Here is a 26,673-nt window from a genome sequence, read left to right as displayed (position 1 = left end):
TGTTTACTTATAGACAATTTTGGACAACTTTTTGGAAGCGGAATAACGGTCAATGGTTAACAGTAATGACAAAGAGAATAGTTTAGGGTGGAGAGTGTATGCTGAAAGGAAGAGAAGCTAATATGATAAAGCCATGAACAAAAGGGTAGAAATTTTACCGGATCTGCAAGGTTTGGTGGCACGGGCTCAGGATGCAATATTATCTAGTTTGGCAACTGCTATTCAAGAACGAGGACAATTTACTATTGCTTTATCTGGTGGTAGTACACCAAAACCTTTATATGAAGCAATAGGCTCTTTGAATCTAGATTGGGATAAAATTCATGTTTTTTGGGGTGATGAACGTTATGTACCATCCAATCACCCCGATAGTAATGAATTAATGGCGCGTATTGCCTGGTTAAATAAGGTTCCCATTCCACAGACTAATATTCACGCCGTACCTACCTTGTCTGGCAATCCAGTCGCGGATGCTAATAAGTATGAACAGCATCTACAAGAATTTTTCCATTGCTCACCGGGAACCTTTCCTTCCTTGGATGTGGTCCTCCTAGGTATGGGTGATGATGCACACACCGCCTCCCTCTTTCCCCACACGGAAGCTCTACAAGTGCGCGATCGCCTGGTTACTGTGGGCAATAAAGATGGTAATCCACGTATTACCTTCACCTATCCCCTAATTAATGCTGCCAGAAGTGTGATCTTTTTAGCTGCTGGTGCTAATAAAAGGCCTGCTTTATCCCAGGTGTTTGCTGAAGTAGCAGATGATTTTACCTATCCATCTCGCTTGATTAAACCTCAAGGGGAATTATTATGGCTACTAGATGCAGCTGCTGGTTCACAACTCTGATTCCCTATCTCAACTATTGTCTTTACAGTGACAAAGGCTTAAATTCATGATCATTTGTCCAAACTGCAATCATCCTAATCCAGACGCTGCTGTTCAGTGTGAAGCTTGCTACACACCATTGCCAACTACCACTACCTGTCCCAGTTGTGGAGCTAATGTACAGGCTGATGCTGCTTTTTGCGGTCAATGTGGTTATAACTTGCGCTCCACCCCCGTAGTCACCGAACCAACTGTAGCAGTAACCTCCGTAGAGGTACCACCTTTAGTTACTCCTGACCCCATGTTAGAGTTACTACAATCTGATCCCTTGGGAATTAATACCCAGCCACCCACAATTTACAGTGTGCCACCTACTTTAGTCAGCACACCCCCAGAACCAGTTGCTGGTCCTATATTACCAATAGTACCTGAACCGGTAGTAGCACCAGTACTCACAGCACCGGAACCAGATCCCCCGGTACAACTGTCACCGACTCAATTACAACAGGTGGTAGGACGATTATTCCATCTTCAGGGTAACCAAGAAGTTGAATTACCCCAAAATCTATCTGTAATTCATATTGGTAAGCCCAATGATCGGATCCCCCCAGATATTGACGTGGCTGGATTTTCCAACTCAGAAATCGTTTCCCGAATTCACGCCGATATTCGGGTTGAGGGAGATGCTTATTATATAGAGGATGTAGGTAGTTCCAATGGCACTTATATTAATAATTTGCCATTGTTACCGGGAAATCGACACCGTCTCCGTCCAGGCGATCGCATTAGTTTAGGTAAAGGAGATTTGGTAACTTTCTTATTTCAACTCTCTTAAAACAGAGAAAAGTTTAGGCTATGATCGATCTGTTTTTGATTGATTTATAGCCTAGCTGGAAGGTACTAGCAACTACCTCTCCACAAAACAGCAAAACTTTTGCTAAAATCAGTATCTGAAGCAGTATCTGTGACAATAGTGCCTTAGATAATTTCCGATGAAAGAACTAAAGAACTTGTCCACTTTCCTCCAATCCTCAAACATTGAGTCCACGGGTTTAAGCTGGTTATTGGGAGCAGCAGTCACCACTGCTATTTTGTGGCAATTACCGATGGGAGACTATATTTTATATCCCTTCACCATACTAGCAACCTGGTTTCATGAAATCAGTCATGGGTTGATGTCAATTATTTTAGGAGGCAATTTTCGTGAGTTACAAATTTTTAGCAATGGATTTGGAGTAGCAATTTACACCATACCCTCATCTTTTATTCCTCTTGTTCCCGCTCTGATTGCAGCTGCAGGTCCTATGGGTCCACCCATAGCTGGTGCAGGGTTAATCATGTCTTCTCGCAGTTTTAACAGTGCATCATTGAGCCTAAAAATTTTAGGTATTGCTTTGTTGTTTTCTAGTTTAGTTTGGGTACGTTCATGGTTTGGTTTGATCACATTACCACTGTTGGGACTGGGGGTTTTGTGGATCTCATTAATAACTAGCAAATGGGTACAGATTTTTACCGTTAAATTCTTGGGGATGCAGGCCTGTATAAGTACGTATCATCAATTGGACTATTTGTTTAGTTATAATGCTGGGTCTTTAGGAATTTCGGATACGGGACAAATGCAAAAATACTTGCTTTTACCCTATTGGTTCTGGGGTGGTTTAATAGCAGTAGCTTCCTTTGCTATCATGGCACAAAGTTTAATAATTACCTACCGGAAGAAAAACCACTAAACCGAGTTGATAAAATCAGTTAACCGAAACTAAAGGGCCCAGTTGCTGACATTTATCTTGAGCTGATCTGGTTTTGAGGTGATAGAGTTGCCAATGATCCCGTTGTTGCCAAATGGCAAATATTTCCTCTCTTCCATCCTTGAGCATGTCAAAATTAACTTGATAAACCTGATTTATTCGACGCAATTTTAAACCCAATAAACCCATCAACAGATTGAGTATTTTAATTCCAGAAATAGATTGTGATTTTTTAGCAATATCCACACCCAAAGCACGGTTAATATGTTGACTACTCTGAATTGCCACATTTTTCAACCAAATAATATCATCATCATTTTCTTGGAATACCCTATCTTGTGCTAAAAACTGACACATTCCCAAAGCTCGCAAGGCTTCCACCTTGAGAGTATAGGTTTTTAAATCTGGTAGAAAAACCTTTCCTTCGCCCCAAAATAACTGTTGTTTCCATTCCTGTTGATCTTTGATGTGAAAATAGTGACTTTCATGAGTCAAATAATAGTGAGTCAATAATTGGGAATAATATCCCTGATCATCTCGCATTTTTAACCAAGTGGTGACAGGTACTCCATATCTTGTGTAGAGAATATATTTATGAATTGCATAGCGTTGTTCATCGGTGAGAGAATGTTTAGTTAGTAGTTGTTGATATTCAACATAGTCAATATTTTTAGCCGCCACCACAGCTTGGGCAATCATCAATTGATTGTGCTCCTTAATTTCCTTGATATTGCGTTTGATATGCTGAGACTGTTGACGAGTTTGTTCCCAATCCTTTTGAACTTGAACAATTTCTAAAATTAATCTGGTTCGGGTGGCCAGATCATTCACAGAAGTTTTTAAAAACGCCGAACGCAACTCACGAATAATACTATTATAGTCTGTATTATTCCCTATGGTGACTTTGTGACCTTCAGCAATTAATCCCTCTTGCAAAGATTGTCGATAAAAGGTAATGGAACTATTGACCCTAGCAGATAGTTTTGCCCAAGTACGTAAATGAATAGGATCATAAACTGCGGGTAAATCAACATCTATTTTGTGTAAAGGACTCAATAAAGCCAAATTTTCTTTTTGATTTTCTTGATACCAATCAGATAGTAGCTGATAATTGGTACTACCACTACCAATCAAACCTATACCGCGTTTAGCACACCAGACAAAACGGGGAACTGAATCACGCACCCTAGCTAATGCTTGACGTGCTTCTGAGTCGGGAATGACTCCCTGAAAAATACCGTAAACTCGGTCAAAATGTTGGACATCAATACTAATTCCCGTTCCTAAACTAGGAGTGACAAGTACCATATCATAATCAGTGATTTTTTGATTGATAGCACTTAGACATTCTATAGCTGGATGTGCAGGTGTATTGGTAGTTTGACTACTCACCACTAAACTATGGGGAAATTGCCTTTTTAACTTATACAAGCGATCCTGGAGATAATCTTCGATGGTTTCACAACTGTAACGTCCCGTGCGACTATCGGTTGTTACATAGCACTTCTTACCTGTGATTAAGTCCAGCTCCAGTTGATGGATTAAAGGTGTTGGGTTAGGTGAATCATAAAAGGTCACATCCCACCCACGTTTGGGTTTCCACTTATTCACAAGTACCCAAGGAGTGATTTTGTTTCCTGCTAAACCCTGGAGGTATTCTAGAGAAACATCTGATAAGTCAGCATCTTGAGCAATGACTAAACCCTCTGTGTTCACTACCGTGGCTATTAATTGTTGGAAAACGCTGAGTATCTTTATCCTCTTGTTTTTACAGGTGTTACTGTTGAGGAGATGCCATAAAGACTGTTCAACTTCATCTAAGATGACTATAGCTCCTTGCCAATCTTGGGGATTCACCTTCCACAAGGAATCAACACACAACCCAAAGGATTTGGTAGGTGAGCTGGATGGTGGTGACTGGTTTTCAGGGTGGATTCCCCATCTAATACCAATTTTTTCACAGAGGAATTTTCCCAAAAGGATGCGATGGGTGATTAATAAGATTGGTTGACAACGATTTTTAGCTTCCTCAACCACCGCTTGCAGTCTGGTGGTTTTACCTGTTCCTTTAGCGGATTTGACTCCCACTAAACCAGTGGAGGGTAAACATATTCTATCTAAATAGCTTTGGTTGATGGTAACACTGGGAGTAACTGTTAGATCTATATGGGGTTTCGTTTGGGCAATATAGACCTCTAGGGACATACTTTGATTGTAGACTTGCTCAAACGCTTCCGCTCCCTTAGCAGTGATAAAATCATCCACACCTTTCTCTTTACCAGGGAGTTTGATTACTTTAACAGAGCAATTTTTCCGCTCAAGTAAATAGCCTAATTGAGAAATGGCATTATTAATCGCAGTAGCCTTCCGTGGCTGATTCTCAAAATCAAAACATATATAAAAACTCAGTTGTCTATTGGCGAAAACTTCCAGATCAAGAATGAGACGACGACGGGTAACTTTACCAAATTCATTTTTGATTACCCGATAACCACTGGTAATTCCAGGTATGCCAATTGCTACATACCCTTGTGTTAATAAAGCTGCTGCTTTTTTAACACCTTCACAAATAATAATTGGTATGTTAGATTCTATTACCCATGGCCAAAAACCCTGAGCTTCCCCGTCATCACTAATGTTAATGTCTTTTGGCATAGTAACATCATAACGTTGGGAAATTTGATGCCAAATTTCTTCAGTTACCCGCAAACAAAATATTCGCGTTGGTGTGCTGGGGGGATGTTCATATTTAATGGACTTGCCATTTTTGTTTCTTCGCGGTTGGGAGGGTTTAAAACATCCCCATTCCATTTTTTGCCAGTTATTTAGCGGGTCTACACCAGAACACCACCAACCACCAGCTGTAATGTGTCCATATCTCTCTAACCACCCGCTCTTAATCATCCCTGTATTAGTGCGCGGTAAACTATTAGAGATTAATATATGCTGATAAGCATTCACACCCTGAAGGGAATGAAAATTTAACATTGCTAGGTGTAAATTTACACTACTACCATGTACTAGTTCTTCCAGGTGTTGGGAGTGCAAGTGATCTATAAACATGGGCAGATGTACTATAAAGAACAGATGAAGGAACAATCAAGGAAATAAAACCTTAGCACGCATCCTTTGATTCTGCATCGAAAAATTACTGCCATTTTGGCAACTTTTTTTGTGACCTTTTTTACGTTGTTTATGGAGACACCCGGGTTAATATAACAATCCTCTATTTTTCCGTCTGAATAGTGTAAATGGTATTTTTGTATTGTGATTTAGGTGCATGATTAATTTTTGTTTTTCAGTATATTTTTGTTTAGTTTATTTGTACTATATTTTCTGGGAAATTTATCTGAACCCATTTCCCCAGGTTGATGTGCCTACTCTTGATAATTGTTATTTATAATGGCATCTAATAGTATTCCCCCACCAAAGCGTATAGGATCTGTACAAGGTAAGCCAGTTTCAGACGCAGTTTGGGCGATCGCCTGTTCAGCAGCAGCTTCATTCAGATCTTTCGTATTCAGAGCGATCGCCACCACAGGTACTTTAGCAAAAGCGCCAGCAGCACCAGCTACCATTTCATACATTTTAATTACATCCGTGAGAGGAGGGATAGGAACATGAGGATTATTATGGTTATGAGTTTGTCCTGCACGATGGACTAAAATCAGATGGGTGGGTTGGGAACCGCGAATCAGAGGCAAAGTTGCCGTTGAACCGGGGTGTAATAAAGAACCCTGACCTTCAATTTGAAGGATGTCATAGTATTGACCAAAACGCATAACCAACTGCTCCACAGCGCCAGCAGCAAAATCCACCCGGACTGCATCCAGTGCTACTCCATCCCCTTCCAACATCAAACCGGTTTGACCAGTGGCTATAAATTTAGAGCGAAGTCCTAGCAATTTTGCCGAATGATGTAATTCCAGACTAGTAGACATTTTACCAATAGACATATCCGTACCCACTGTTAGCACACGACGACAGGGGAGATTGCGTGCCAAACCCGAAGCGATTTCCAAATTAGGTGGTTCCTTGCGCACATCCCAAATGGTCTTTCCTGGTTGTACGAGGGAGATTAAATCTGGTATGTTTGCTAGGGGTGTATGTAGCCCATTGACAACGGACATTCCCGACTTCAATGCTTCCTTAATCTCAGTCCAGTAATGATCAGGAAGAATGCCACCCTTTGGTGCAATACCAATAACTAAAACTTCTGGTTGATAGGGCAAAGCTGCACTTACAGATGCCACAATTGGTACACTTCTTTTAATTCCTGTCAACTCTAATATAGACTGACCTGGACATTCTCTATCTATAACCGCAACAATAGGTGAGTCACTGTAGCGCAAAATGGAAAGGCCAGTTTTGCCATGAGATTTTGTCAGAGCTTCATGTAAGAGAACAGCTATTTTTTGATTAAGTGGTAAGCGCACTGTATTGTACTCCTAAACCTGGTAAACTATTAGGTATAATTCGTCCTTCTGTAACTGATGCACCAACAAAAGGATCATCTATTAAATTTAAATGACTGTCCAAGTCCAAATAGTCTGCTAATGGTGCTATATGAGAAGCTGCGGTATTAGCTAGTGAACTATCGGAATAGCAGCCAAACATTACTTGTAAGTTATGCGCCTTAGCGGTATTCACCATTCTCCAAGCCTCTTCTAACCCTCCTGATTTCATCAGTTTAATATTAATTCCATCTACATAATCAGCTAGTGGGGGAATATCAGTGCTAGTGAAGCAACTTTCATCTACAAAAATGGGTAGAGGTGATTGTTTTTTCAAAAACGGTAATTTCTGCTCCTCACCTTTAGGTAATGGTTGTTCGAGATATTTAACCCCTAAATCGGCCAACCAATGGGACATAGCAATTGCATCTGGTAAACTCCAACCCCCATTCGCATCCACAAATAAATCCACCTTAGGAGCAGCTTCTTTAACTGCCAATATCATTTTTTTATCCGCATCTATTCCCTCCTTTGCTCCTAACTTAACTTTTAGTAGTTGCACATCCATATGTTGCAACCAATCCCTTGCCCTAGCTGCAGCACCCTGTGGTGAGTTAATACCAATAGTAACAGAAGTTGGTACTATGGTATTTATATTAAGTCCCCAAATTTGCCACAATGGTAAACCCACATTCTTACCCATCCAGTCGTGTAGTGCCATATCTATAGCAGTCTTAGCAGCAGACGGAATTTGATGTTGTGTTAAAATTTTACTAATATCATCCCGCTGCCAAGGACTATAGGATTCTAGCATGGAAGATATTTCTTGCAAAGACTGGAAAATTACATCAGTGGTTTCTCGATAACTTCCTACACCAAATGGAGATGCTTCTCCCCATCCTTCAATACCGCCTTCCATAATCTTAACCCAGATGTTTGTGGTTTGTGCAGTTGTTCCCCTGCTAATTGTTAGGGCAAACCTCTTATTGACAGTAAAGGTGCTAACTTGTAGTTTCATTCTTATTATTCCCTTGTCATTTTGTCAAAAAAAGTTTTTAATGTCATCATATCAGGGAAAGAACTTTGAGCACCCATTTGAGTTGTTGCTAAAGCTCCCGCAGCTCCACCCCAAATCACCGCTTCTCGCAGAGTCTTGTGATGAAAAAGTCCTGCTGCTAAACCACCGTTAAAAGCATCCCCAGCAGCAACCGTATCTATGGCATTCACGGAAAATGGGGGAATAAAAAACCTTTCTTCTTTAGTAGCGCAATAAACACCTTTTGCACCCAACTTAATCACCACACACCTTGCACCTTTTGTTAATAAAATCTCCCCAGCTTTGAAGGCGGTTTGCTCTTCATTGACAGCAAATCCTACCAATTGACTGGCTTCAATTTCGTTGGGTGTAATTATGTCAACTAATGGATAAATTTCCTCTGGCAAATTGATTGGTGGTACAGGGGCGGGGTCCAGAATAACCTGGACTTTAGCTTGGTGAGCTATTTGGGCCACAGTAATTACCATATCAAGAGGAATTTCTAACTGCAATAGTATGGCATTAGCTGATGGCAATAAACCATATAATCTGTCAATATTGTCTTGGTTGACTTGTCCATTGGCTCCGGGTATAACAATTATATTATTTTCACCCCGCCGATCCACAGTAATTATCGCAACTCCTGAACTGACAGTGTCATCAATTATAATATTCTCCGTTTTTATACCATAACTTTCCAAATTTTTAATTAGTTGTCTACCAAAGTTATCATTACCAACACGACCGATCATTTGTGTAGGAATACCCAATTTTGCCAATGCTACCGCTTGGTTTGCTCCCTTACCCCCGGGTGCGGTAAAAAAACTTTCTCCTAACAAGGTTTCTCCTGGTATGGGCAATCTGGGAGTTGTTGCTACCAGATCCATATTAATACTACCAAAAACTATTATTGTCATATCTTTAGCTGTTTTTAAAAACTCCCTTACTTTTCCTTCACACCCCAAATTATTAAAAAATTAGGGAATCTTGAAGAATATTAGGCACGCCACCTCAATAGTACACTTTTTACAGGATTAACAAATTCTCTGTTTTCTGCTGCTGCACGGCTAAATTCCCGTTTCAATTGAAAATACCATTGTGCTTGCATATCCGAATCTTTAATTAGACGCAAAATCGGATTATATTGAAGTCCAATTTGTTGCTTTTCCACCACATTCCTATCTTGATCCAAAAATTTACGAGTTAGAATTTGAATCAAAGGTGTAAATATTTTTAACCACGCTGGTATACCATAAAGAACAAAATTTACTTCCGTTTCCGTGTCAGAAATTGGTGTAACTGCGGTTAAATTACAAACTCGATGTTTGCCAAAGGTAATTTCTTCAATTCTCACCCCTGGTAAACGGAAAGAAATTTCCACCTCTGGTATTCCCCCACCCACTAACCAATATAATCGACTCATATTTTCCGTGTTATCGGATAATTTATGGCGTCTGACCGTAAACCCATAATCGGAAGGATCAAATTGTTTCACTTCTTCATGCAGTTTTCCACTTCTCCACCACCATACCTGGTGAACATAGGGGGAATGAGCAGGATCCATTAAACCTGTTACTGCATGATCAATAAAACAGGGAAATTTCATTACTTCCACTAAATCTGGTTCTCTATTGCTAAAACCTGGCACTTGAGGAATATCACCAATCTCAGCATTAATGGGAGGGCCTTCTTTATCATACATGTATATCCAAATGTTACCCTGGGTTTCATAAACAGGATATGATTTAACATTAAACCTATTCAAATCTATACTTTGTTCTGGCAACAGTGATGGAATTTCTGTACACTTGCCCTGACTGTTAAAGCGCCAACCATGATAACAGCATTCTACCTGTTCACCATCAAATCTACCACAACTCAAGGGAACTGCACGATGAGGACAAATATCTTCAATCGCAAAAACTTGACCATTTTTGTCTCTTGTGAATAGTATAGGTTCTTTGAGTAAAACACGTGATACCATCTTACCTGTTTTTAGCTGACTGCTGGGTAGTGCATAGTACCAAAGATTACGCAACAAGATGTTTTTATTATCTACCATAGATTAGGATGTGAATAAACCGCTTTTGTCCCAAAAATAGGACGAGAATTACTGAGAAGTTTTTAGTCTACTTTTACTCAGAAATCCACTGTTTGAATTGTACCATTGCGATTAAATTGCATCCACACTTTATAGGTTCTCGACTGGGGAGAGAGTTTACAATCGCTCAAAAGAGTTTCGTGTAAAAGTTCAAATTTATTCATAACTCCCCCTTAAGGAAGATGATTTTGACCGGGAGTAAATTTAAACTGGTTCTGGTGTGTCGAATAACTGCTTTCTATGGAGGTTTAGCGATGCTAAACCTTTTTTATATTTTTATACTATTGTATACAAATAAAGCTACCGCTATGTTATTCTTAGGGAAGCAATTTACCGCTATAGGAAATTACGCTGCAGTAAGTGGGTAAGTGGAATTAAACATAAGATAAACGTAGGTTGGGTTGAGGAACGAAACCCAACGCCCCCACGGGTTACCCTACCACTAACACATCCTACAAATAATTGTGACTCCCTACTTAATGGTATCAGTGGAAGTAGGAAGTGTATTTAATAGAATTACTGTGATTATGGCATGAGTCTCACCCTCTAAATAGTCTAGAATAAAAGTGTCCGCTAAATAATACGCTAAATAATAAAATTATGGTGAATCGCTGGTTTAATATTGCAGGTCCTTGTAAAGACAATATTCACTATATGTTGTCTCCCACAAGTCGTTTACCCGACTTATCAATGCTAATAGAACAACAAAGTTACTTTGTACTTCATGCACCACGACAAACAGGGAAAACCACCGCCATGTTATCCCTAGCAAAGCAACTTACTGCTACAGGAAATTATGCTGCAGTAATGGTATCAGTGGAAGTAGGAAGCGCATTTAATCATGACCCCAGTGCTGCAGAATTAGCCATTTTAGGAATTTGGCGAAATACAATTGAGGATAGCTTACCTGCAAAACTACAACCTCAAACTTGGGTTTATAATGTTCCTGGACAGAGAATCGCTGAAAATCTAAGAGCATGGTCAAGAGCTATAAATCGTCCCCTAGTATTATTTATAGATGAAATCGATTCTTTGCAAGACCAAACATTAATTTCTGTTTTACGACAGTTACGAGATGGTTTTTCTAAACGTCCAGAAAATTTTCCCTCATCGGTAGGATTAATTGGTTTACGCGATGTGCGGGATTATAAAGTAGCATCCGGTGGTAGTGATAGATTAAATACCTCCAGTCCTTTTAATATTAAAGTTAGTTCTATTACCCTGCGAAACTTTAATCTTGGAGAGGTGGAAGAATTATATCAACAACATACGAAAGCAACTGGACAAACTTTCACACCAGCAGCAATAGAAATAGCTTATGATTTAACCCAAGGACAACCATGGTTAGTGAATGCTTTGGCTAAAGAAGTAGTAGAAAAAATGGTCAAGGATAGAAGTATAGCTATTACCAAAGAACATATTTTACAAGCTAAAGAAATATTAATTATGCGTCAAGATACCCATTTAGATAGTTTAGCAGAAAGATTAAGAGAACCAAGAATAAAAGCAATTATTGAACCAATGTTAGCAGGGAAGACATTACCAGACACTCCAGCAGATGATCGCCAATATTTAATTGATATAGGAATATTACGACGTGATATAATGGGGGGATTAGTTATTTCCAACCCGATTTATCGTGAAGTTATTCCGCGCGTTCTAGTACAAGGAACCCAAGACAGTTTACCCATGATTGCACCCTCTTGGTTAACCCCGGAAGGTAAATTAAATATGGATGCTTTGTTAACAGCATTTCTTAAATTTTGGCGACAACATGGAGAACCATTATTAAGTAGTGCTGCTTACCATGAAATTGCCCCCCACATAGTATTAATGGCTTTTTTACATCGGGTGGTGAACGGTGGAGGAGTTTTGGAAAGAGAATACGCCATTGGTAGCGACAGAATGGATTTATGCTTGAGTTATCAAGACATAATTTTAGGGATTGAGTTAAAGGTATGGCGGGATAAAAAAAGGGATCCGCAAGCTGAAGGGATTGAACAATTGGAATCTTATTTAGCTCGTTTGGGATTAGATTTTGGTTGGTTATTTGTCTTTGATAGGCGAAAAAATGCCCTACCCATGGAAGAAAGGTTATCCACTGAAGTTGTAATAACGGAAAACCAACGCAGGATCACCGTAATTCGGGCGTGAGTCATTAATATGGTATATTTTAGTTACGCCCCCTAGAAATAGGCATAAGGCGTGCGACGACTGATCCCCCAGAGATAACCCCCTTGAGGCCTCCCTATGTCCACATTCTGGCGTAAAGTGATACAACTCCCTCAAACCTACTTACTGCTGACGGCCATCATCCTTGGCTTAAGTATCTTTTTCCATGGGGTAGGTATGCGTCCCCTGAGTCTAGGTTTGGGCAGCATTGTTGCTGCGGGAATGATAGTCGCTTGGTTGTATTCCTTGCGATCGCAAATTAGTGCCAATGCTCTCAATCTTCTTGATACTGATAATTTCCGGGAACGTTTGCAAAGAATCGCTGGTGATCTGGGTAGCAGATCTACTGGGGATTGGCAAAAAGCACAAACCTATGCCATTGAAAGTCATCAACTCTGTAAAGCAATTGTTTCTCAAGAAAGCATTTTAACAACGGAAGTATTAGAAACTGGCGTTGCATAATAGAGGTATGAATTGAGGTAATCTACTGTGCATTGTCCAAACTGCGGGTCTTCCAAAATCAGAAAGAATGGCAAACGTCGAGGTAAACAAAATCACATTTGTGTTGATTGTGGTCGTCAATTTATCGATGTCTATAGTCCACCTAAAGGCTATTCAGAAGAAGTTAAACAAAGTTGCCTGCGCTCTTATGTTAACGGTATGGGATTTAGAGCAATTGAACGCGATAAAGGCGTTCATCATACAACTATTATTTACTGGCTAAAACAAATTGGTTCCATACTTCCAGATGCTCCACCAGTTGAGGAAACACCCTTGGTAGGTGAGCTTGATGAGTTGGAGACCTTTGTGGGATCAAAAAAAAACAAAATATGGTTGTGGACAGCAGTAAATCACTTCCGTAAAAATATCCTGGCTTGGGTTGTGGGAGACCACAGCTCACAAGCATTTCAACCTTTGTGGGACATCGTTAAACTCTGGCAATGCTTTTTTTATGTTACTGATGGGTGGAGGGTTTATCCGAGTTTTATTCAGCCAGAGGATCATATTGTGAGCAAAACATATATGACTAGGGTAGAGGGTGAAAATACACGTTTACGTCACTACTTAGCGCGACTACATAGAAAAACGCTATGCTATTCAAAATCTGTAGATATGCTTAGGTATTCAATTAAATTATTACTTCACTATTTAAAGTATGAAGTAATACCCGCGTTTAGTTGATTCATCCCGCAAATATGCAACGCCTAGAAACTCTATATACAGTGTTGAATCTATCTGAGCAGGTGATTCATGCCATTTTAGCCCTAGACCAGGTGAAAACCGATCACTATCGGACTCTTGCTAGAACTCACCTGCAGACAAGTTTAGAACGCCTAAAAACTACTCACCATAATTTGCAACAACTTCAAGATCAAGTCCTATTATCTTCCTTGGACAGAAATGCAGTAAATACTGAACTTCCTCTGTTTTTAAAAACCTTGATCCAGGAAAATCGTTCCGCTGTCCAAACTATTATTCAAGATTCCACTCTAGCGCAGGAAAATAAATCATGAAAAAGGCTATATTCACACTTTTCTTCCTCCTAGGACTGTGTTTAGTATTACTAGGTTCTTGCTCCGGTATTCCTAAGATTAGCTCCTTTGATCAAGCGGTTGAGGTTTTACAAGGAAATGTCTTGCCACGTATTTCTGTCAAAGACCAATTAGTTACCGATGCAACCGCCCAGAGCTACTCCGTTAAATCCGTGCAAGAACCCCTACCATCTTTGGATAAATACCCCATTTATGGTCCACCTAAAACCACTGAAAATGTTTACCTCGAAATTTTTGGTTCTCCAGATAAAGCTAATCCCCAAAAGGAAGATGAAAGGTGGCTGATTGATGTCACAGATCAATTCAATGCTAAAAATTTCAAAACCTCTTCTGGGAAATTAATTCAGGTGGGTGTTCGCAATATTCCTTCCGGTATCGCTCAGCGCATGATCGAATCTAAAGTCGTTCAACCTACTGCTTACACTCCTTCCAATGAACTGTGGATTGCTATGTTGAAAAATGCAGGAGTTGAGGTTGATATGGTGACCCCTAAACTGTTGCCAAACCAGCCTGGTTTTATTTTAAATCAACAAAGTAAACAAGAAATTTTCGGATCACAAACAGTTACTTTAGACCAATTACTAGATGCCATAGTGGCGGGCAAGTTATCCGTGGGTTATACCAATCCATACACCAGTTCCAGTGGCTTAAATCTCCTGTACACAATTTTTTGGCGAGGGGCGGGTCATCAACAGAATGGTCAACCTTTAACTACCTTAGATTTACAATCTCCCAAAGTCAATTCTTTATTTCAAGCTTTTCAAAAACAAGTTTTAGTAACGGGATTGACCACATTGGAACTAAAGGATATTGCCATAAGAGATCCTAAAAAACTATCTGTTTTTGTAAGTGAAGGATTGACCTTTAATGCGTTGAAAAAAATTCCTGAATTTGCTAACTCAATTTTTATTCCTTTTGGGGTTCCCCATAATAATCCTTTAGTTAAATTTAAATGGACAACTCCGGAGCAACAGCAAGGGTTAGAACAATTTGCCAAATTTGCTCAATCTGATACAATGCAAAATTTAGCACCTCAAATGCCTCCAGAAGTTGCACAATATCTCGCACAAAAACAGGTCCCTCCTGTTCCTTCTGGCAAGGTTTTAAGTTTAGGACAAACATTTTGGAAAACACAAAAAGACACAGGAAAAACGGTTTATTTAATGGCCGTTATTGATACCAGTGGCTCTATGTATGGAGATCCTTTAAATGCTGTTAAAGATGGCCTACGCATTGCCAGCCAACAAATTAATCCAGGCAATTATGTGGGCTTAGTTACCTATGGAGATCAGCCTGTTAATTTAGTGAAACTGGCCCCCTTTGATGACCTTCAGCACAAACGTTTTTTGGCAGCTATAGACAATTTGCAAGCAGATGGTGCCACGGCAATGTATGATGGCATGATGGTGGCTTTATCGGAACTGGTACAACAAAAGAAAACCAATCCTAATGGTAAGTTTTATCTGTTATTACTGACGGATGGTCAAACCAATCAGGGGTTCAATTTTGAAGAAGTAAAAGAGATTATTGAATACAGTGGTGTGCGCGTTTATCCCATTGCATATGGTGAAGTCAATGAAGCAGAATTAAATGCGATCGCAGCTTTGCGGGAATCTACTGTGAAAAAGGGAACTCCTGAAAACGTGCAAGAGTTGCTCAAGGGATTATTCCAAGTCAATTTATAGGTTCATTGAGTATTTTCAAATAGGAGTGTCAGCATGAAGAGCGTCCTCAACCACAGATTAATTACCATTGTTCTCACCGGTTGGATCAGCCTTTTCGTTTCTGGGTTAGTGCTGGTGTTAGCAACCCCCAGTATTACAGTAATTATAGATCGTAGCTATTGTCCTTCCGATCAGTGGCAAACCCAAGTGGTTATTCCCTACCGAGATCTGTATCAAAAACATCAAGATAAACAGTTAAAAATTGAGTCAATTACCCTCTTGAGTGATCTCGGTCAAGAATCCTCCAAAAAAATTCCCACACCAGAAGAAATTGCTATCCTAAACACCTATGGAAAGTTAAGTAGCGATCGCCAAAAGTCCCTAGAAAAACTGTCCCAGAAGGCAAAACTATTGCGGTGTCTATGATCTATAAGACGGGGAATTGACTCCCCGTCCTTCAACTCTTAGCGAGTTTCAGTAAAGTCGGCATCAATGACATCATCACCACTAGAAGATCCAGTAGTTCCACTGTTGGGGGCTTCAGCATCAGGAGTAGCACCACCGGGTTGCTGATAGATGTTGCTACCTACAGCAAACAATGCTTGTTGCAATTCCGGTGTTAACTTCTTAATTTGCTCATCATCTTCCTTAGCTACAGCTTCCCGCAGCTCTTTGACTAAACCATCAATTTTGGTTTTGTCCGCTTGTGGTACTTTATCCCCTAGGTCTTGCAGTTGCTTCTCTGCTTGATAAGCTAAAGAGTCAGCCTGGTTTTTGCGCTCAATCTTTTCACGACGTTCCTTATCTGTGGAAGCATTTTGTTCCGCTTCCCTAACCATGCGCTCTACATCAGACTTATCTAAAGTAGAAGCACCAGTGATGCTAATAGACTGTTCCTTACCAGTTCCCTTATCTTTGGCGGTAACGTTGAGGATACCATTAGCGTCAATATCAAAAGTCACTTCAATTTGTGGAACACCACGGGGTGCAGGAGGAATACCATCCAAACGGAAAGTTCCTAAACTCTTGTTATCATTAGCAAATTCCCGTTCACCTTGGAGAACATGAATTTCCACATTGGTTTGACCATCTACCGCAGTAGAGAACACCTCAGACTTCTTGGTAGGAATAGTAGTGTTCCGAGGAATAATCTTAGTCATTACTCCGCCCAGGGTTTCCACACCCAAAGACAGGGGAGTCACGTCTAATAATAATATACCCGTTACATCACCAGCAAGCACACCAGCTTGAATCGCAGCACCTACAGCTACCACCTCATCTGGGTTAACGCTTTGATTAGGGTCTTTACCTAAAACTCGCTTTACAACCTCTTGAACTGCAGGAATACGGGTAGAACCACCCACTAGAACCACTTCATCAATATTGCTCTTATTTAATTTGGCATCGCGCAGCGCATTTTCCACCGGTATGCGACAGCGGTCTATTAAATCGGAGCAAAGCTCTTCAAATTTAGCTCGAGTTAAGGTAGTATCTAAATGCTTTGGACCATCCTGAGTAGCGGTAATAAAAGGAAGGTTAATTTCCGCCTGAGTAACGCTGGAAAGTTCAATTTTAGCCTTTTCAGCTGCTTCAGTCAATCTTTGTAGAGCTTGTTTATCTTTTCGCAGGTCAATGCCCTCTACTTGCTTGAACTGCTCCGCCAAGAAGTCAACTATTTTCTTATCAAAGTCATCACCGCCCAGGTGGGTATCACCAGAGGTGGCCAACACTTCAAAAACGCCATCCCCCACCTCTAGCACAGATACATCAAAAGTACCACCACCAAGGTCAAATACTAGAATAGTTTCATTACTCTTCTTATCAAAGCCATAAGCCAAAGAAGCTGCTGTGGGTTCATTGATAATCCGCAGTACCTCAATGCCCGCAATTTTACCAGCATCCTTGGTAGCTTGGCGTTGGGAATCGTTGAAATAAGCGGGGACAGTAATTACTGCTTGAGTAACGGTTTCACCCAGATACTTACTGGCATCTTCTACCAATTTACGCAGGACTTTAGCAGAAATTTCCTCCGGTGCAAACTGTTTACCAGCACCGGGAGATTGTAATTTAACATTACCGCTACTACTAAGAACTTTATAGGAAACTTCTGTAGCTTCATTGGTAACCTCATCAAAACGGCGACCGATAAAGCGTTTTACTGAATAAAAAGTATTTTCAGGATTCATCACCGCTTGACGCTTAGCGATCTGACCCACTAGGTTATCACCATTTTTAGCGAATGCTACCACAGATGGAGTGGTTCTAAAACCCTCAGCATTAGCAATCACAGTAGGTTTTCCACCTTCCATTACTGCTACGCAAGAGTTAGTTGTGCCTAAATCAATTCCTACTACTTTTGCCATTTTAGCTGCTGCTTCCGTATAACTACAAATGAATGGGATTATAAAGGGCTGTATGTTTAACCTTTTGAACCAACTGATGACAATCAGCAGTTAGTTGAGCATCATTTAACCAGTTTTTAGTTGAAACCGTAAATTACGCCGATATATATACTGAACTTGTGTAGTCAGTCCCTGAAGGGCGGTTTCCCGAACCTAAATGGGGTTTGAAACGGTTTGCTCATGGATTGAACTTGTCATTACCTGTGAATAATGTATGGGAATTAATACGTTTCCGAATTGGTGTCAACCGTAATTTTTGAGTCGTATTTCCCGTTAAGAGGGGGGAGTGTAATATTCCGACACCGTAATAGTTATAATGCTTTTTAGCAAGATGTAACGCAACAAAAGTAGTCTTTTTACGTCAATATTTAATATGCAGGCTCTCTCATTCTTCTCAGGCGATCGCACTAGATTTTGCCAGGAGAACAGCTAGCCCGCTTTTCTGAGTAGTATGTATGCCATAATAAGAGTATAGCAATATTTGGTGATTAATTAGCTAATTTTCCTTATCAAAAGCCTTACTTAAACGTTTCAACACTTGACCAATAGTTGTAAACTCTACGTTCCTAGATAACGCAGTGACCGTGGCATCATCACTTGTGTCAATAATCTGGTTAAATATGAGTATTGCCCTGTTTAACCGCACAGGCTCTATAGTTACACTTTGAACTAATTTAGAGTTTGATTCTGATTTATTCTTAGGATCGGAGGGTAGTGTACTACTGTTTACGATATTACTAGCTAATGAACTCAGAAGCTGACCTTTCTCCAATTTTGGCTCAAGGGTCTGGTTTGTGCCAATTACCATTAAACCGGACAAACTATTGATCAAGTCCGCTACCTGAGTAAAGTTTGCTCCGGTTAGAGCTATGCTAGTGCCAGTTTGTATCTGGGATATAGATAATTCAGCGGAAGTGGCTGTGGCAATAAACCCGGCAGCGTTAGCAATTTGGTTAGATGTGCCTTTCAAGACTAAATTCAGGGTTTGTCTATTGGCAGTTGTAACGGTTGCAGTGGTTGATAAGGTTTGACTATCGGCAGTAGGGCTTATGGGTAAAATACGTACTGCGGTTGTGTTGCTAGTGACCTCCACTCCTTGCCCTAACGATATTTGATCTGCAACACTTCGACCGGCTTGTAATGGTGTTGCTACTATTGCTGAGTTATTGATACTTGTGGGGATCGTCACTGCCGTTACGGGAATACTAGGAATTACAGATGTTGTTGCTGAGTTATTATTATTTGTGGACGTAACCACGGCTGCAGGAGTGCTGGACGTTGCTGAGTTATTATTATTTGTGGATGTTGTTGCTGAGTTATTATTATTTGTGGACGTAACCACGGTTGCAGGAGTGCTGGACGTTGGGGATGTAACCACGGTTGCAGGATTGCTGGGCGTTGGGGGTGTAACCACCGTTGCGGGACTGCTAGGAGTTGGGGATGTTGCCACCGTTGCGGGAGTGCTAGAAGTTGGAGGTGTTGCCACCGTTGTAGGAGTGCTGGGAACTGCTGGTGTCACCACCGTTGCGGGAGTGCTAGAAGTTGGAGGTGTTGCCACCGTTGTAGGAGTGCTGGGAACTGCTGGTGTCACTACCGTTATGGGAGTGCTAGAAGTTGGAGGTGTTGCCACCGTTGTAGGAGTGCTGGGAACTGCTGGTGTCACTACCGTTGCGGGAGTGCTAGAAGTTGGAGGTGTTGCCACCGTTGTAGGAGTGCTGGGAACTGCTGGTGTCACTACCGTTATGGGAGTGCTGGGAACTGCTGGTGTCACTACCGTTGCGGGAGTGCTAGAAGTTGGAGGTGTTGCCACCGTTGTAGGAGTGCTGGGAACTGCTGGTGTCACTACCGTTATGGGAGTGCTGGGAACTGCTGGTGTCACTACCGTTATGGGAGTGCTAGAAGTTGGAGGTGTTGCCACCGTTGTAGGAGTGCTGGGAACTGCTGGTGTCACTACCGTTATGGGAGTGCTGGGAACTGCTGGTGTCACTACCGTTATGGGAGTGCTGGGAACTGCTGGTGTCACTACTGTTATGGGAGTGCTGGGCACAGTAGAGTTACTATTCGTAGTAATTGTAATCTCATTAACTGGACTACTCACAACTACGGGCGTTGTAGATATAACTGTATCTGCCACAACTGGTGCTGTTACTTGTATTTCTCCTAAGGTCTGGCTAGCAGTCTGGTTTAATATAACTTGAGTATCTGGGCTGATAATAGGTGCTGCAGGCGTTGTTTGCGTAGGGGGAGTCTCTGCAGTAGGAGTTGCAATTTCAGGGGGCGGAATTATTGGTGGTGAAATATTACTTGTGTCTAAAGAGGTTGGCAGAGTGACTCCGCTTGCTGCTCCCACGGGAACGGAACCAGCAAGGGTGGGCATGATCGACATGCTAAAAGTAAATCCCAAACTAGAAAGAATCGTCAGCAGAAATACAGGTTTCATAAAAGGAAATCTCCAGAGTTAGTACATTGGTAAATTGTAGCATAGCCGGTTTAAAACCATGGCATCAGTAGTTATATACTTTACGTATGTTAAATTACCCATAATTTAGTCAGTAAAGTTAAAACCATAGCCAAGACTAAAACTCAATACAGATCCAGGTTCTGTGTTTTGAAACACATCCCCATAAATTACATTGAGAGACATAGGTAAGGTCCGCACTGGTAAATAGGAGACTCCAAGATTTAATCCTTTCCCGCTCCATCCGGTACTGACTCCAATATTTGGGGTTACTTGAATACCAGCTCCTGCAATTATTCCCAGACCGGAGTTGGAAAAAAGCGGAGCTTCGCCCACTCCCAAAGATATATTTACTGGTACGGGATTTGCTGACTTGGGATTGAGAAAGTGGTAAGCACTAACCACACCGTAAACACTCGAGGGAGTACCCACGAATTGCCCATTGATTATTCCAGCATCCCTGTCATTCTCACCATGTCTGGCAAAGTTATTCCAACCAATGGCGGTGGCAATATAGGTGTTAGGATTGGAATAAACAATTCGGTGGACTTTGGCATTAAAAGAGCCATTTCTGCCAAATTTCCTTATACTAAGGAGACTGTAACTTAACTCCAGACCGAGAATATCCCTAGCATTGCCAAAACCTAGTGCAACCGATGCACCCCCATCAATAATCTCTCTTCTCACCCTATTTGCAGTTGCACCCGCAATGGCAAAATACAAATCTCCCCAATTGGTGCCAAACCCTGAGGGAATACCAGCGGATGTACCTGGGGAATAAACCCGCTGGGTATTTATCCTTATGGGCTTAACTCTCAATTGCTGGCGCAATATGGCTGGATCCACGGTCTGATTATCAAGAGAACTCAAGTTCCCAGCACCATTCTGAACCTCCTGTACTACGCCTACTGGCTCCGCTTGTGCTGAAAAGGGAGCAATTATTGAGGAAATTACTAAAATATTTGTGGTAGCTGTTCTTAACTTGAAAAAAAACATGATGAATACGATAGTTGAGAAATTTTGGGTAAAATCAAACCGCCCACCCTATAATACAACCAATTCACGTACACCATAATTAATAGTGGGGTTTGTTGGGTTTCGTTCCTCAACCCAACCTACGGTAAATGTTTTTAAAAATAGGCGATCGCTGTTTTGAAAGTAAAACCGAACCGCCCATAATTAACAGTGGGGTTTGTTGGGTTTCGTTCCTCAACCCAACCTACGGTAAATGTTTTTAAAAACAGGCGATCGCTGTTTTGTAAGTAAAATCAAACCGCTCACCCCATAATACATGGAATGAGCGGTTATGTAATAATAAACCTGGCATCGAGCTATTTTGACATGGGGCAACCCCCATACTATCGTCGCCGCAACAGCGTTTCACCTCTGAGTTCGGGAAGGGATCAGTGTGGTTCCACCGCACCATAGACACCAGGAAAACTCGTCGATTTTAAAGTTTCCACTTCAAAACCCTGAAGACTGCATATATTTTGATAAGAATGAATTACCTTTTGAGGTCAAGCCCTCGGTCTGTTAGGACTTCTCTGCTACATACATTACTGTACTTCCACATAAAGCCTATCAACGGGTGTTCTCCCCGTGACCTTACCTACTCTCGTAGTGAGAACACTCATCTTAAGGTGGGCTTCCCACTTAGATGCTTTCAGCGGTTATCCTCTCCGAACTTGGCTACCCAGCGTCTACTCCTGGCGGAATAACTGGTACACCAGCGGTTCGTTCCTCCCGGTCCTCTCGTACTAAGGAGGACTCCTCTCAATGTTCTTTCGCCTGCACCGGATATGGACCGAACTGTCTCACGACGTTCTGAACCCAGCTCACGTACCGCTTTAATGGGCGAACAGCCCAACCCTTGGGACGTACTTCCGCCCCAGGTTGCGATGAGCCGACATCGAGGTGCCAAACCTCCCCGTCGATGTGGACTCTTGGGGGAGATCAGCCTGTTATCCCTAGAGTAACTTTTATCCGTTGAGCGACGGCCATTCCATGCTGCGCCGTCGGATCACTAAGGCCGACTTTCGTCCCTGCTCGACTTGTTGGTCTTGCAGTCAAGCTCTCTTTTTGCCTTTACACTCGTCGCACGGTTTCCAAGCGTGCTGAGAGAACCTTTGCGCGCCTCCGTTACCTTTTAGGAGGCGACCGCCCCAGTCAAACTGCCCACCTGAAACTTTCCTCTCACCGGCTTACGGTGATTAGTTAGAATTCTAGCTTCGCCAGAGTGGTATCTCACCGTTAGCTCCCTTCCCCCCTCAAGGAGAAGTTCTTCGCTTCCCACCTATCCTGCGCAAGCCAAGCCCGAACACAATTCCAGGCTACAGTAAAGCTTCATAGGGTCTTTCTGTCCAGGTGCAGGTAGTCCGTATCTTCACAGACATTCCTATTTCGCCGAGTCTCTCTCTGAGACACCATCCAGATCGTTACGCCTTTCGTGCGGGTCGGAACTTACCCGACAAGGAATTTCGCTACCTTAGGACCGTTATAGTTACGGCCGCCGTTCACCGGGGCTTCGGTCGTCAGCTTCATGTTTCCACTGACCAACTTCCTTAACCTTCCGGCACTGGGCAGGCGTCAGCCCCCATACGTCCTCTTTCGAGTTGGCGGAGACCTGTGTTTTTGGTAAACAGTCGCCTGGATCTCTTCACTGCGACCTGCCTTTCGGCAGGCACCCCTTCTTCCTAAGTTACGGGGCCATTTTGCCGAGTTCCTTAGAGAGAGTTATCTCGCGCCCCTTGGTATTCTCAACCTCCCTACCTGTGTCGGTTTCGGGTACGGGTACTATATGTTCATCACAACCCTAGCTTTTCTTGGCACTTTCCTTCACCACTCGACCGTCGTAACGGTCTTCCCAATCCATTCAGGGCGTGGCTATCTTTCATGCGTCCCTAGTTCTGCTCCCATATTGTAGTCCGGGATTGTTGACCCGGTCTCCATCGACTACGCCTTTCGACCTCGCCTTAGGTCCCGACTAACCCAGAGTGGACGAACCTGCCTCTGGAACCCTTAGGGTTTCGGGGCATTGGATTCTCACCAATGTTTGCGCTACTCAAGCCGACATTCTCACTTCCGTCTCGTCCACAGCTGCTTGCCGCTACTGCTTCTCACTACTACGGAACGCTCCCCTACCGATTATTTCTAATCCCACAGCTTCGGTACATCACTTAGCCCCTTTCATTTTCGGCGCAGGATCGCTTGACTAGTGAGCTATTACGCACTCTTTCAAGGGTGGCTGCTTCTAGGCAAACCTCCTAGTTGTCTTTGCAACCCCACCTCCTTTTTCACTTAGTGATGATTTGGGGACCTTAGCTGGTGGTCTGGGCTGTTTCCCTCTTGACGATGAAGCTTATCCCCCACCGTCTCACTGGCAATGTGCTCCTTGGGTATTCTTAGTTTGCCTCGATTTGGTACCGGTCTCCCAGCCCGCACCGAAACAGTGCTTTACCCCCCAATTTTTTCATTACCGCTGCGCCTCAACACATTTCGGGGAGAACCAGCTAGCTCCTGGTTCGATTGGCATTTCACCCCTAACCACCGCTCATCCGCCGATTTTTCAACATCGGTCGGTTCGGACCTCCACTTGGTTTTACCCAAGCTTCATCCTGGCCATGGTTAGATCACCAGGGTTCGGGTCTATAAATACTGATTAGCGCCCTTTTCAGACTCGGTTTCCCTTTGGCTCCAGCATTCCCGCTTTAACCTACCAGTACCTATAAGTCGCCGGCTCATTCTTCAACAGGCACGCGGTCATCCGTTTAATCGGACTCCCACTGCTTGTAAGCTCACGGTTTCATGTTCTTTTTCACTCCCCTCCCGGGGTTCTTTTCACCTTTCCCTCGCGGTACTTGTTCTCTATCGGTCACACAGTAGTATTTAGCCTTACGAGATGGTCCTCGCTGATTCATACGGGATTTCTCGTGCCCCGTACTACTCGGGATTCAGCTTCTATCCTTTGACTTTCGACTACAGGACTTTCACCCCCTCTGGTGCAGTATTTAGCTGCTTCGTCTAGTCTCTAGATTCGATGTTGCTGTCCCACTACCCCAAGAGGTATACCCCTTGGTTTAGGCTCTTCCCCTTTCGCTCACCACTACTCGGGGAATCTCTTTTGATTTCTTTTCCTCTGGCTACTAAGATGTTTCAATTCGCCAGGTTCGCTCTTTCCTGTCTATATATTCAACAGGCAGTGTTCAGGGTTGCCCCATTCGGATATTTCCGGCTCTCTGTTTGCTTCCAACTCCCCGGAACTTTTCGCAGGTAACCACGTCCTTCTTCGCCTCTGTGTGCCTAGGTATCCACCATGAGCCCTTATTAGCTTGACCACTTGGTTCTTCACTTGCTTCTATCTTTCGATTTCGGCTCTCTTATCTATCTATATGCAGTTTTCAAGGTTCTGGCTGGTTCTCACCAGCAGTCTAGGTCTTTCCTAGTTGCTGATAATACCTAATGTGGAGGTTAGCGGACTCGAACCGCTGACATCCTGCTTGCAAAGCAGGCGCTCTACCAACTGAGCTAAACCCCCAGGTGGGCCATCCTGGACTCGAACCAGGGACCTCACCCTTATCAGGGGTGCGCTCTAACCACCTGAGCTAATAGCCCGCGAACCAAATATTAGTTTGAAAGACTTCACAATCTCACGTCATCGACCTAGAGTAGACCATTTGATTCTCTATTCGCCTTCGGCTTTCGATTCTTCAATGGGTAGGTCTCCCTAAAAGGAGGTGATCCAGCCACACCTTCCGGTACGGCTACCTTGTTACGACTTCACCCCAGTCACCAGTCCTACCTTAGGCATCCCCCTCCTTTCGGTTGGGGTAATGACTTCGGGCGTGACCAACTTCCATGGTGTGACGGGCGGTGTGTACAAGGCCCGGGAACGAATTCACTGCAGTATGCTGACCTGCAATTACTAGCGATTCCTCCTTCACGAAGGCGAGTTGCAGCCTTCGATCTGAACTGAGCTACGGTTTCTGGATTCGCTTGCCATCCCTGGCTCGCTGCCCTCTGTCCGTAGCATTGTAGTACGTGTGTAGCCCAAGACGTAAGGGGCATGCTGACTTGACGTCATCCTCACCTTCCTCCGGTTTGTCACCGGCAGTCTCTCTAGAGTGCCCAACTTAATGCTGGCAACTAAAAACGAGGGTTGCGCTCGTTGCGGGACTTAACCCAACATCTCACGACACGAGCTGACGACAGCCATGCACCACCTGTCTCTGCGCTCCCTAAGGCACTCCCAGCTTTCACCAGGATTCGCAGGATGTCAAGTCTTGGTAAGGTTCTTCGCGTTGCATCGAATTAAACCACATACTCCACCGCTTGTGCGGGCCCCCGTCAATTCCTTTGAGTTTCACACTTGCGTGCGTACTCCCCAGGCGGGATACTTAACGCGTTAGCTCCGGCACGGCTCGGGTCGATACAAGCCACGCCTAGTATCCATCGTTTACGGCTAGGACTACTGGGGTATCTAATCCCATTCGCTCCCCTAGCTTTCGTCCCTCAGTGTCAGTTACGGTCTAGCAAAACGCTTTCGCCACCGGTGTTCTTCCTGATATCTACGCATTTCACCGCTACACCAGGAATTCCTTTTGCCCCTACCGCACTCTAGTTCTGTAGTTTCCACCGCTTTTATTTGGTTAAGCCAAACTCTTTAACAGCAGACTTTCAGTTCCACCTGCAGACCCTTTACGCCCAATCATTCCGGATAACGCTTGCATCCTCCGTATTACCGCGGCTGCTGGCACGGAGTTAGCCGATGCTTATTCCTCAAGTACCGTCACTTTCTTCTTCCTTGAGAAAAGAGGTTTACGACCCAAGAGCCTTCCTCCCTCACGCGGTATTGCTCCGTCAGGCTTTCGCCCATTGCGGAAAATTCCCCACTGCTGCCTCCCGTAGGAGTCTGGGCCGTGTCTCAGTCCCAGTGTGGCTGATCATCCTCTCAGACCAGCTACTGATCGACGCCTTGGTGGTCCCTTACACCACCAACTAGCTAATCAGACGCGAGCTCATCTCCAGGCAATAAATCTTTCACCTCTCGGCACATCCGGTATTAGCAGTCGTTTCCAACTGTTATCCCCGACCTGGAGCCAGATTCTCACGCGTTACTCACCCGTCCGCCACTAGATGCCTAAGCATCCCGTTCGACTTGCATGTGTTAAGCATACCGCCAGCGTTCATCCTGAGCCAGGATCAAACTCTCCGTTTTGTTAAGTTTGTTTTTAGCTCTTTCTTTGACTGATTACCTCAG

Annotated in this window: 18 protein-coding genes, 2 tRNA genes and 3 rRNA genes; 10 read left to right on the top strand and 13 right to left on the bottom strand. The window is 43.0% G+C overall.

What is annotated here, in order from left to right; all coding sequences use genetic code 11:
• The first annotated feature begins 133 nt into the window (after positions 1 to 133).
• From pgl to C6N34_RS05555, 3 genes are all read left to right on the top strand, one after another.
• On the top strand, positions 134 to 850 hold the full coding sequence (pgl, locus tag C6N34_RS05565; protein WP_115538405.1) for a 6-phosphogluconolactonase: 717 nt from the start codon (positions 134 to 136) through the stop codon (positions 848 to 850).
• Positions 851 to 896: 46 nt separating this feature from the next.
• Positions 897 to 1,664, top strand: a complete 768-nt coding sequence (locus C6N34_RS05560; protein WP_057179121.1) for an FHA domain-containing protein — start codon at positions 897 to 899, stop codon at positions 1,662 to 1,664.
• A 157-nt stretch (positions 1,665 to 1,821) separates the two neighbouring features.
• The gene (locus C6N34_RS05555) at positions 1,822 to 2,559 is read left to right on the top strand and encodes a M50 family metallopeptidase (protein WP_115538406.1); all 738 of its coding nucleotides are present in this window, start codon (positions 1,822 to 1,824) and stop codon (positions 2,557 to 2,559) included.
• Positions 2,560 to 2,574: 15 nt separating this feature from the next.
• On the opposite strand, the gene C6N34_RS05550 is transcribed toward C6N34_RS05555, so the two are convergent.
• The 5 genes from C6N34_RS05550 to C6N34_RS05530 all read right to left on the bottom strand — a co-directional run bounded on the left by C6N34_RS05550 (position 2,575) and on the right by C6N34_RS05530 (position 10,129).
• Positions 2,575 to 5,640: a plasmid replication protein, CyRepA1 family gene (locus C6N34_RS05550; protein WP_115538407.1), complete on the bottom strand. Its 3,066-nt coding sequence runs from the start codon at positions 5,638 to 5,640 to the stop codon at positions 2,575 to 2,577.
• Between the two features lie 314 nt (positions 5,641 to 5,954).
• Complete coding sequence (locus C6N34_RS05545) at positions 5,955 to 7,013, bottom strand: DUF1611 domain-containing protein (RefSeq protein ID WP_057179118.1); 1,059 nt, start codon at positions 7,011 to 7,013, stop codon at positions 5,955 to 5,957.
• Positions 6,997 to 8,049, bottom strand: a complete 1,053-nt coding sequence (locus tag C6N34_RS05540; RefSeq protein WP_115538408.1) for a dipeptide epimerase — start codon at positions 8,047 to 8,049, stop codon at positions 6,997 to 6,999. The genes C6N34_RS05545 and C6N34_RS05540 overlap by 17 nt, the downstream gene beginning before the upstream one ends.
• Before the next feature lie 5 nt (positions 8,050 to 8,054).
• Positions 8,055 to 8,984, bottom strand: a complete 930-nt coding sequence (gene rbsK, locus C6N34_RS05535) for a ribokinase (RefSeq protein ID WP_115538409.1) — start codon at positions 8,982 to 8,984, stop codon at positions 8,055 to 8,057.
• Between the two features lie 80 nt (positions 8,985 to 9,064).
• Entirely contained in the window at positions 9,065 to 10,129 is a 1,065-nt protein-coding gene (locus C6N34_RS05530; RefSeq protein ID WP_115538410.1) for an aromatic ring-hydroxylating oxygenase subunit alpha, read from the bottom strand.
• Positions 10,130 to 10,768: 639 nt separating this feature from the next.
• Here C6N34_RS05530 and C6N34_RS05525 point away from each other — a divergent pair.
• From C6N34_RS05525 to C6N34_RS05500, 6 genes are all read left to right on the top strand, one after another.
• On the top strand, positions 10,769 to 12,322 hold the full coding sequence (locus C6N34_RS05525) for an AAA family ATPase (RefSeq protein WP_200959897.1): 1,554 nt from the start codon (positions 10,769 to 10,771) through the stop codon (positions 12,320 to 12,322).
• A gap of 96 nt (positions 12,323 to 12,418) precedes the next feature.
• Positions 12,419 to 12,802 (top strand): hypothetical protein, encoded by a 384-nt coding sequence (locus C6N34_RS05520; RefSeq protein WP_181884019.1) that lies wholly within the window; start codon positions 12,419 to 12,421, stop codon positions 12,800 to 12,802.
• Positions 12,803 to 12,829: 27 nt separating this feature from the next.
• The gene (locus tag C6N34_RS05515; RefSeq protein ID WP_141302948.1) at positions 12,830 to 13,522 is read left to right on the top strand and encodes an IS1 family transposase; all 693 of its coding nucleotides are present in this window, start codon (positions 12,830 to 12,832) and stop codon (positions 13,520 to 13,522) included.
• Between the two features lie 14 nt (positions 13,523 to 13,536).
• Positions 13,537 to 13,854 carry a hypothetical protein gene (locus tag C6N34_RS05510; protein WP_236107421.1) on the top strand — a complete coding sequence of 106 codons (318 nt, stop codon included), beginning with the start codon at positions 13,537 to 13,539 and terminating at the stop codon, positions 13,852 to 13,854.
• Entirely contained in the window at positions 13,851 to 15,578 is a 1,728-nt protein-coding gene (locus C6N34_RS05505; protein WP_057179111.1) for a VWA domain-containing protein, read from the top strand. The genes C6N34_RS05510 and C6N34_RS05505 overlap by 4 nt, the downstream gene beginning before the upstream one ends.
• Before the next feature lie 33 nt (positions 15,579 to 15,611).
• On the top strand, positions 15,612 to 15,983 hold the full coding sequence (locus C6N34_RS05500) for a hypothetical protein (protein WP_057179110.1): 372 nt from the start codon (positions 15,612 to 15,614) through the stop codon (positions 15,981 to 15,983).
• Between the two features lie 38 nt (positions 15,984 to 16,021).
• Here C6N34_RS05500 and dnaK read toward each other — a convergent pair whose 3' ends face one another.
• On the bottom strand, positions 16,022 to 17,920 hold the full coding sequence (gene dnaK / locus C6N34_RS05495) for a molecular chaperone DnaK (protein ID WP_006278041.1): 1,899 nt from the start codon (positions 17,918 to 17,920) through the stop codon (positions 16,022 to 16,024).
• Positions 17,921 to 18,455: 535 nt separating this feature from the next.
• Positions 18,456 to 19,148: a hypothetical protein gene (locus C6N34_RS05490; RefSeq protein ID WP_115538940.1), complete on the bottom strand. Its 693-nt coding sequence runs from the start codon at positions 19,146 to 19,148 to the stop codon at positions 18,456 to 18,458.
• Here C6N34_RS05490 and C6N34_RS05485 point away from each other — a divergent pair.
• Entirely contained in the window at positions 19,135 to 20,157 is a 1,023-nt protein-coding gene (locus C6N34_RS05485; RefSeq protein WP_236107419.1) for a hypothetical protein, read from the top strand. The two genes, C6N34_RS05490 and C6N34_RS05485, sit on opposite strands and share 14 nt — an antisense overlap.
• 347 nt (positions 20,158 to 20,504) lie before the next feature.
• Here C6N34_RS05485 and C6N34_RS05480 read toward each other — a convergent pair whose 3' ends face one another.
• The 6 genes from C6N34_RS05480 to C6N34_RS05455 form a co-directional block, all read right to left on the bottom strand.
• A complete protein-coding gene (locus C6N34_RS05480) occupies positions 20,505 to 21,413 on the bottom strand; it encodes a hypothetical protein (protein ID WP_115538938.1) in 909 nt (302 codons plus the stop codon).
• Between the two features lie 322 nt (positions 21,414 to 21,735).
• Positions 21,736 to 21,853, bottom strand: a 5S ribosomal RNA gene (gene rrf / locus C6N34_RS05475).
• Between the two features lie 77 nt (positions 21,854 to 21,930).
• Positions 21,931 to 24,751 (bottom strand): 23S ribosomal RNA (locus C6N34_RS05470).
• A 127-nt stretch (positions 24,752 to 24,878) separates the two neighbouring features.
• A tRNA-Ala gene (locus C6N34_RS05465) sits at positions 24,879 to 24,951 on the bottom strand.
• 3 nt (positions 24,952 to 24,954) lie between these two features.
• Positions 24,955 to 25,028, bottom strand: a tRNA-Ile gene (locus C6N34_RS05460).
• A gap of 115 nt (positions 25,029 to 25,143) precedes the next feature.
• Positions 25,144 to 26,631 (bottom strand): 16S ribosomal RNA (locus C6N34_RS05455).
• Together the 16S, 23S and 5S rRNA genes with 2 tRNA genes alongside form the textbook arrangement of a ribosomal RNA operon.
• Between the last annotated feature and the right edge of the window lie 42 nt (positions 26,632 to 26,673).

It is taken from the genome of Cylindrospermopsis raciborskii Cr2010 (genome assembly GCF_003367075.2).
GTDB classification, from domain to species: domain Bacteria; phylum Cyanobacteriota; class Cyanobacteriia; order Cyanobacteriales; family Nostocaceae; genus Raphidiopsis; species Raphidiopsis raciborskii.
Note: the sequence above shows the minus strand (reverse complement) of the source record. Positions and strands in the feature narration are given on the sequence as shown.